The following is a 7,166-nucleotide window of genomic DNA, read 5'->3' as shown; positions in this document are numbered from 1 at the left end:
GGTACCACCTGACTCCATTCCGAACTCAGAAGTGAAACACGTTAGCGGCGATGGTAGTGTGGGGTTTCCCCATGTGAGAGTAGCACATCGCCAGACTCCTATTCGAAGAACCCCGGTCTCATGGCCGGGGTTTTTTACTTTCTGGCTACCCGCGTCGTACAGGGTTTCCTCTTGTGCGAGTAGGACATTGCCCCTGCCGGCTACGGGGTTCTCATTCGAAGAAACCCAGTTTAGGCTGGTTTTTTTGCCTGCGATAAATGGCAGACGTGTGTAGGGCTGCCCGCCGTTCATTAAAGCATCAGATATCAAGGCAGAGAACTCGCGGCATAGCAGCAATGCTTTTCTCCCGTCCGATATTTTGGTAGCTTACCAGAAGTTATTTACCAATAAATTAATGATGAAAATGCAGTTAATGGAATACATGCTTATTGTGGGCCTTGGTTTAGCCCTCGTTTCGCTTTATGCGTATTGGTCTCCGGCTCTTAACGCCCCTGAAAAGATAGTTGAAGAAGATAAAGGTGTGTTAATACTCCGTACCGCACCTGTGAGCCGGCTGCTCGGGTTGTTTGAAAAAAAGGTCGAGAGTGCAAACATCGTCAGAGTGCAACAGTCAAATTATGGTGTTACGTTATTTACTCAAAGCGATAATGCTTTCGATATCTTTCTACCAAAAAGGTACGTGGGACCCTTACTCAAACACTTAGAAAGTGTGTTGGTAAAGTATGACTTGATAAAGGTAGGTTAGTCGGTAGGAGGATAACGCAGGTTCATTGTGTCCAGGTCCGCTCTTATCAGTTTTTTAAGTGCCGTTTCATCTACATTCGCTAGCTTAGTAAAATACAAGCACGCTTTGGATCTGGAATGTTTACCGAGCCCATCTAATAACTCAGGGTAGGCAGACATGCCTGCACCAACGTACACAGACATGTTTTGCTTTCGTGGCGAGAAACCGCTTCGAAAAAAGGTATGTTCTCGTCCATCTCGATTGGCATAACGATATTGTCCAAAGCCTATAATACTATCTCCCCACATTACTGGCTGTTGGCCGGTAATTGAAATAAACCATTCGAGTAATTGAAAGGCATCTTCTTTTCGCTGTTCATTTTCTACAGTGTGAATAAAGCTAACGACATCAATATCAGTGGGACGGGTTTTTGGTTCAGCCATGTTTTTAGTTCGTCTCGGAGACCTCAGGCTTCTCTGCTTCTTTGCCACTGTTAGTTTGAGGAGTAAACAACTCACTCATTTTAGTCATGGAGAGGATAAACCCCTCAGCCGTGTTCTTAGACCAAGCGAGCCTAACTTCCTTCGGATATTTTTTAACGACAGCCTTAACATCTTCCAATGATACATCTTCACCTGCGAGTAGCTCACTAAGCGCTTCTTCTACAGTTTGTCCTTTTTGAAAACACGCTTTAATGACATTCTCAAACTCTATAAATAAATGGTTTAGAACTTTGGCGTCACCTTCGCTTACAAAGCCTCGTTTATGGGCAGCTTGTAGCCTTTTTTGCAGGGTAACCTGCATGCCTGCTGTGAGCATAGTGGTGCTGCCCGATACGACAGCTAGCTGCCTGTTGGTCCGACGGGCTATGGACTTTAGCTCTCTTATCTCGGTATTAGCTTGCTGATTCTTAATAACAAAATAGATAAGTAAAAGCGTAAGTACTGCAATAACGCCAAAAGCAAACATCATAATTCATTAGCATCCATAAATAATTGGAGGTTCTCTTCTAATACAAACAAAGGTATAGAGCCATGTTCTAATACTGCGGTATGAAAAGCTCGGATATCAAATTTTTCACCCAGTTTTGCTTCCGCTTGTGTACGCAGATCACGGATCATTATTTCGCCTAGTTTGTAAGCGAGTGCCTGAGCGGGCCAAGAAATGTATCGGTCTATTTCGGTATTGACGTTATGTTCAGACAATGCGGTATTTTCCAGCATATAGTCAACGGCCTGCTGTCGGCTCCAACCAAACATATGCATGCCGGTATCAACCACCAACCGGCAAGCGCGCCACATTTCATAGCTTAGTCTGCCAAAATCTTCATAGGGTGTTCTATAAATTCCAGCTTCTACGCCTAAAAATTCGGAATACAACCCCCAGCCTTCTCCGAACGCCGAGATATAGGTTTTTCTTACGGGGGGTAAGTCTGTATTTTCGTTGGCCAGCATGATTTGCATATGATGACCAGGCACCGCTTCATGAAGCGTTAATGCAGGTATCGCATACAAGGGGCGTTTATCTAAGGCATAGGTATTTACCCAATAGTAGCCTGGTTCCCTGTCATTCCGTGGGGAGATATAGCGACCCGTTGTATATTTAGGGGCGATGGCATCAGGGACCGGTGCGACACCATAAGGTGTGCGTGGAAGCTTCTCAAACAAGGATGGAAGCTTTGCATCCATTTGTTTAGCGACATAAGATGCAAAAATAAGGAGCTCTTCAGGTGTTTTGGCATAAAACTGAGGATCGGTTCTAAGAAACGTAATGAAGTCTGCAAACGTTCCTTCAAATTCGAGCTCGTCAATAATGGACTGCATTTCTGCACGGATCCGCTTCACCTCTGATAAACCTATATTGTGTATTTCACGGGCAGACATGCGTGTCGTTGTATAATGCTGTGCACGTTCTTCGTAAAGCGCCTGTCCTTTGGGCCAATGTATTGCACCCACTTTATCCATGGCGTTTGGAATATATTCTTTCGTTAAAAAGCCGTGATAAGCCTGATAGGCGGGTATAACCTGTTCGGCTATGATTGCGAGAGCCGTCTGCTTTATTCTGTCTTTGTCTTGGTCATCAAGGTGCGCTGGAAGCGTTTTTAGTGGTGTAAAGAACACGCTCTTTTCAGGCTCGACAATAAACGCATCGACGGTATCCTCAAATCCCTTCATGACAATTTTTGGCTGTGTCATACCGACCGCTATTCCCTTGCGCATCCACGCGATATTTTGATCAAAATACTCAGGAATTGCTGCGAGGCGCGCTAGGTAGTCTTCAATACCTTTCGACGAGCTTAAGTCTGCTAGGTTGGGCAATGATGATAACGCACTGTGAAATCCGTATTCCGACGTGAGTGGGACATAATGTCTATTGAACGTAAAACTACTGACCAAATTATTTAGCCGGTACGCTTGCATTATTTTGTTTATACGACCTTCCGTAGAAAGTCCTGCGTCGGCGATTTCATCAAGCTGCTGCACAAACGCTGTAAACTGCTTATGCTTAGCCTCAAGACCGGTTTCTGATAAGTCTGGCAGCAAATGGTCGAAGTCTCTTCGGCCCTCTCGAGAAGCAAGCAAGGGTGATACAGACAGCTCATACTGCCATATCTCATCTAACAGAGCATTGAGTCGCTGCTCTTCGTCACTCGCCGCTGAGACGCTGTGAGAGAGCATTAATGCCATACCTAGCAGAATAGATAGTACCTTTGACACCCTTTTCATTATATTTTCCTAATTTCCGTCTTTTTTTGGTGTGTATATAGGGTTGGGAAATGCCGTTACCTTATCTGATAGCTGAGTGATTTTTGCGCTACCCTGCTTTTTTACAGCATCTATTCTCAGCACGTTGTGCATAGGAACATAGGTACGGGTTACGTCGGAAAACTCTGACTTTAATTTTTCATGACTCGGGTCTAATACCAGACTTGTATGGGTATCCCACACAAAATCACCGATCTCGATAAAGCCAAATAGATTACCTTGCACTAGCTCTTTGACATAAAGCTCATAGCGTTCGCCATTGCTGACAAACTGAATTCGATAAAGTGGCGCTTCACCTGACATACTGTTTCTTTTTACTGCATTGAATTTTCGCTATTGTCTCTTTTTACGTAGCTTCGGGCAATAAAGGAGCAAGTAAAGATTGAATGGCAATTTGCATCTCTTCACTGTCCTGAGTGAGTACGGCATTAACTGCTAGGCCCTGAACAAAGCAGGTGAGCTGCAGCGCTGCTGATTCTATATCTACACCGGCTTTTAACTGCCTGTGTTCAGCTGCATGCTCTAAACAACCAATAAACGCTATTTGCAACCCGTCAAGGTAGTGGCGTCCCATTTCCTTGATCGTTTCATCATCGCTACCCAACTCGGTAATGGAGTTAATAAGCAGGCACCCCCGTCCTTCGATAAGATTGATGTAGTCATTAAAAAACGACTGAATAGATACTAAACCTTGTTTAGCGAGTAGCTGCGCTTGTATTGGTTGCAGTTGTGTTTGCTGATAATGGGACAAAACGCGATATAAAAAATGTCGCTTATCTTTAAATTCAATATAGAAACCACGACGGTTAAAGTCAGTACGGGCAATGATTTCATCCATAACTGCGCCGTGAAAACTGTGTTCAAGCAACACATCTATGGCTGAGGTTAGTACGTCTTCTATATCGTATAAGGCTGTTCTTGGCATGGCTTTAAGAGAATGTTTATTCTTAGCCTAATGGAAATTTTTTGAATAGCAAGTATTGAACACGAATAAAAAAGCCAACCCGTTAGGCTGGCTCTATATGGTTTTACGTGTGTAGCGGCTCAGAAAAGTACTTTGAAAATCTGCCATTGTTCGCTGAATTGCTCTGTGGGTCGCCGAGAGAATTCTGACCGGATGTATGCGTTTATTTTACCGTCTGCAAAGCTCACCATCATGTTGGCTAAGACCGATTCATCAGCACCCAGAGATTTACCTTCGCGGAGCTTTCGCTCTCTTAAAATTTGCTTGATTTGTGTTTCAAGCCTTTCAAATAACTGTGCAATCCTGGCGCGTAACCTGTCTTGCTCACCCATTAGCGCATCGCCATTGAGCAAGCGAGTGATACCCGGGTTCTTTTCGGCAAAGCCCAATACAAGATGCAGAATAAGCTGACAGCGAACGGCAGCATCCTTTTCTTCGGTCACTATTTTATTAATTCGCGAGAACAGCGTCGTTTCAGTAAACTCAATTAAGCCTTCAAACATACGTGCTTTGCTGGGAAAGTGTCTGTATAGCGCGGCTTCAGACACGCCTACTTTGTCAGCGAGTTTAGCCGTTGTAATTCTCTGACCTGGACTGGTTTCCAGCATAGAGGCAAGCGCTTGAAGAATTTGTGCACGACGATTGGTTTTTTTTACCGCTGGCATTTATGTTCCTTGGTGCTAATTTCTAATTGTTTTCGTTGTAGTGTGTCGCAATAAGTCCAATTAACGCAGCCGCCAGTTCTCGTTTGCTCGCGGCAGGTAATTGCTTATCGCCTTCTGGCCAGAAAACATGAAGCGCATTATTGTCACTGTTGAAACCCAAACCTTCAGCGGTAATGTCGTTTGCGGCGATCATATTAAGCTTTTTCGCTGCTAATTTTTTCCGCGCATATTCTTCAACATTCTGACTTTCTGCAGCGAAGCCAACTGTAAATGGTGCGGTCGGAAGTGCTGCAACGTCTTTAAGGATATCAGGGTTTTTAACAAAAGTAAGTGTTAACTCGTCAGAAGTCTTTTTGATCTTATTTTGTGCGACGGACTCAGGTCGGTAATCTGCAACCGCAGCACAGGCAATGAAGATATCTGCTGTATTGGCTTCTACTAATGCAGCCTTGTGCATATCCTGTGCTGACACAACATCTACTCGCGTTACATTAACCGGTGTTTGCAAAGAAACGGGTCCACTGATGAGTACAACGTCGGCACCTGCTTTCGCTGCTGCTGAGGCGATGGCGTAGCCCATTTTTCCAGAACTCTTATTGCTCATGTAACGAACCGGATCTATCGCTTCTTGAGTAGGCCCTGCGGTGATCACAATGCGCTTACCTTGCATATCTGGCAAATGTGTATGTTCGTCTTCAGCGAGCTCTAACGCCATGACGATGGCTTCTGGTTCAACCATTCTGCCAGGTCCAATATCACCACAGGCCTGTTCTCCAGAGTCGGGACCAATAAACTGACAGCCGTCGTCTGCTAGTAACGCCAAATTTCGACTCAAAGCAGGTGCCTGCCACATTTGTTGATTCATTGCAGGCGCAATGATTACTTGGGCAGTGGTCGCCATGAACAAGGTGGTTAGTAAATCATCTGCAATACCGTTAGCGAGCTTGCCCAACACATTAGCGGTAGCCGGAGCGATCAATAAAATGTCTGCCCACTTAGCGAGCTCGATATGTCCCATAGCCGCTTCAGCTGAAGGATCAAGCAGGTCAGTGCTAACCGGATGAGACGCTACGGCCTGCAAAGAGAGTTCACTAACAAATGCTTGTGCAGACTGGGTCAATACAACGCGTACATTAGCACCAGCAGTGACCAGCTTCCTTACCAAATCAGGCGTTTTATAAGCAGCAATTCCGCCACTTACGCCCAGAAGTACATTTTTGCCTTTTAACAAAACAAGGTCCACCAAGGGGAAGTTATTGAAAAGAATATCACGGAGTTTTTGTGGTTTGTAGCGCGTCTGATCGCTGGGTCAGCTCACATTCGACAATAGAGGTGATAAAAATAGGTTTTTCAACAAAGAGAATCAAAATGCGAGACTGGCCAGAGGCTGAACGACCATGTGAAAAGTTATTGCGACGGGGCACAGATATTCTGTCCGATGCTGAGTTGCTAGCCGTCTTTATTCGCAGCGGTCAAAAGCAGCGTGATGCGCTGATGATATCCCACGATTTACTTAAGGCTTTTGGCAGCCTTCGAAGTGTTATTACTGCACGAAAAGAGGCATTTTGTGCAGTGGCGGGGGTAGGAGAGGTTCGGTATGCACAAATACAGGCGGCACTCGAAATGGTAAAACGACAATACGAAGAAACCCTTATGAAAGAGTCGGTGTTTAACAATACAGTTGATGTTGAGCGGTATTTGCGTTGTCACTTGCGTGACATGGAACACGAAGTTTTTGGCGTGCTTATGTTGGACAGTCAGCACCAACTGATCAAATTTCGCAAGCTTTTTACTGGTACCATCAATGCTTCAGCGGTTTATCCTAGAGATGTGGTTAAGTGTGTGCTGGCTGACAATGCCGCCGCAACTATACTGGTGCACAACCACCCATCAGGTGTTGCAGAGCCGAGTCAGGCCGATATCTGTATGACAAAAACCATTAAAAAAGCGCTGGATCTGATCGATGTACCCTTGCTCGATCACTTCATCGTAGGAGACGCAAAAACTGTATCTTTGGCCCAAAGAGGCGAGATTTAGCAAAAATTAGC

At 45.0% G+C, this 7,166-nt stretch carries 9 protein-coding genes and 1 rRNA gene; 3 read left to right on the top strand and 7 right to left on the bottom strand.

What is annotated here, in order from left to right; translation table 11 throughout:
• Both rrf and DRW07_RS16330 read left to right on the top strand, forming a co-directional pair.
• Positions 1 to 96, top strand: a 5S ribosomal RNA gene (gene rrf, locus DRW07_RS16335); the annotation flags it as partial.
• 307 nt (positions 97 to 403) lie between these two features.
• Positions 404 to 745 (top strand): hypothetical protein, encoded by a 342-nt coding sequence (locus DRW07_RS16330; protein WP_165870534.1) that lies wholly within the window; start codon positions 404 to 406, stop codon positions 743 to 745.
• On the opposite strand, the gene DRW07_RS16325 is transcribed toward DRW07_RS16330, so the two are convergent.
• The 7 genes from DRW07_RS16325 to coaBC form a co-directional block, all read right to left on the bottom strand.
• Positions 742 to 1,167, bottom strand: coding sequence for a DUF1801 domain-containing protein (locus DRW07_RS16325; RefSeq protein WP_124029012.1), 426 nt, complete (start codon positions 1,165 to 1,167; stop codon positions 742 to 744). The genes DRW07_RS16330 and DRW07_RS16325 overlap by 4 nt on opposite strands.
• Before the next feature lie 4 nt (positions 1,168 to 1,171).
• Complete coding sequence (locus DRW07_RS16320) at positions 1,172 to 1,696, bottom strand: hypothetical protein (RefSeq protein ID WP_124029011.1); 525 nt, start codon at positions 1,694 to 1,696, stop codon at positions 1,172 to 1,174.
• Positions 1,693 to 3,450, bottom strand: a complete 1,758-nt coding sequence (locus DRW07_RS16315; RefSeq protein WP_124029010.1) for a DUF885 domain-containing protein — start codon at positions 3,448 to 3,450, stop codon at positions 1,693 to 1,695. Before DRW07_RS16315 ends, DRW07_RS16320 begins: the two co-directional genes overlap by 4 nt.
• Positions 3,451 to 3,459: 9 nt before the next feature.
• The gene (locus DRW07_RS16310) at positions 3,460 to 3,792 is read right to left on the bottom strand and encodes a DUF1820 family protein (protein WP_124029009.1); all 333 of its coding nucleotides are present in this window, start codon (positions 3,790 to 3,792) and stop codon (positions 3,460 to 3,462) included.
• 43 nt (positions 3,793 to 3,835) lie between these two features.
• A complete protein-coding gene (locus DRW07_RS16305; protein WP_124029008.1) occupies positions 3,836 to 4,414 on the bottom strand; it encodes a TetR/AcrR family transcriptional regulator in 579 nt (192 codons plus the stop codon).
• A gap of 119 nt (positions 4,415 to 4,533) precedes the next feature.
• Positions 4,534 to 5,118 carry a nucleoid occlusion factor SlmA gene (gene slmA, locus DRW07_RS16300; RefSeq protein ID WP_124029007.1) on the bottom strand — a complete coding sequence of 195 codons (585 nt, stop codon included), beginning with the start codon at positions 5,116 to 5,118 and terminating at the stop codon, positions 4,534 to 4,536.
• Positions 5,119 to 5,140: 22 nt separating this feature from the next.
• Positions 5,141 to 6,349 carry a bifunctional phosphopantothenoylcysteine decarboxylase/phosphopantothenate--cysteine ligase CoaBC gene (coaBC, locus tag DRW07_RS16295; RefSeq protein ID WP_240630687.1) on the bottom strand — a complete coding sequence of 403 codons (1,209 nt, stop codon included), beginning with the start codon at positions 6,347 to 6,349 and terminating at the stop codon, positions 5,141 to 5,143.
• Positions 6,350 to 6,480: 131 nt separating this feature from the next.
• On the opposite strand from coaBC, the gene radC reads away from it, so the two are divergent.
• Positions 6,481 to 7,155 (top strand): RadC family protein, encoded by a 675-nt coding sequence (gene radC / locus DRW07_RS16290; protein ID WP_124029026.1) that lies wholly within the window; start codon positions 6,481 to 6,483, stop codon positions 7,153 to 7,155.
• Positions 7,156 to 7,166 lie beyond the last annotated feature (11 nt).

It is taken from the genome of Paralteromonas sediminis (genome assembly GCF_003820355.1).
Classification (GTDB): Bacteria; Pseudomonadota; Gammaproteobacteria; order Enterobacterales; family Alteromonadaceae; genus Alteromonas_F; species Alteromonas_F sediminis.
Note: the sequence above shows the minus strand (reverse complement) of the source record. Positions and strands in the feature narration are given on the sequence as shown.

What these genes read in the sequence shown, in the direction of transcription:
- DRW07_RS16315 (WP_124029010.1), bottom strand. Translation starts at nt 3,450, where the DNA reads ATGAAAAGGGTGTCAAAGGTACTATCTATTCTGCTAGGTATGGCATTA.
- DRW07_RS16330 (WP_165870534.1), top strand. Translation starts at nt 404, where the DNA reads ATGCAGTTAATGGAATACATGCTTATTGTGGGCCTTGGTTTAGCCCTC.
- DRW07_RS16305 (WP_124029008.1), bottom strand. Translation starts at nt 4,414, where the DNA reads ATGCCAAGAACAGCCTTATACGATATAGAAGACGTACTAACCTCAGCC.
- DRW07_RS16325 (WP_124029012.1), bottom strand. Translation starts at nt 1,167, where the DNA reads ATGGCTGAACCAAAAACCCGTCCCACTGATATTGATGTCGTTAGCTTT.
- slmA (WP_124029007.1), bottom strand. Translation starts at nt 5,118, where the DNA reads ATGCCAGCGGTAAAAAAAACCAATCGTCGTGCACAAATTCTTCAAGCG.
- DRW07_RS16320 (WP_124029011.1), bottom strand. Translation starts at nt 1,696, where the DNA reads ATGATGTTTGCTTTTGGCGTTATTGCAGTACTTACGCTTTTACTTATC.
- DRW07_RS16310 (WP_124029009.1), bottom strand. Translation starts at nt 3,792, where the DNA reads ATGTCAGGTGAAGCGCCACTTTATCGAATTCAGTTTGTCAGCAATGGC.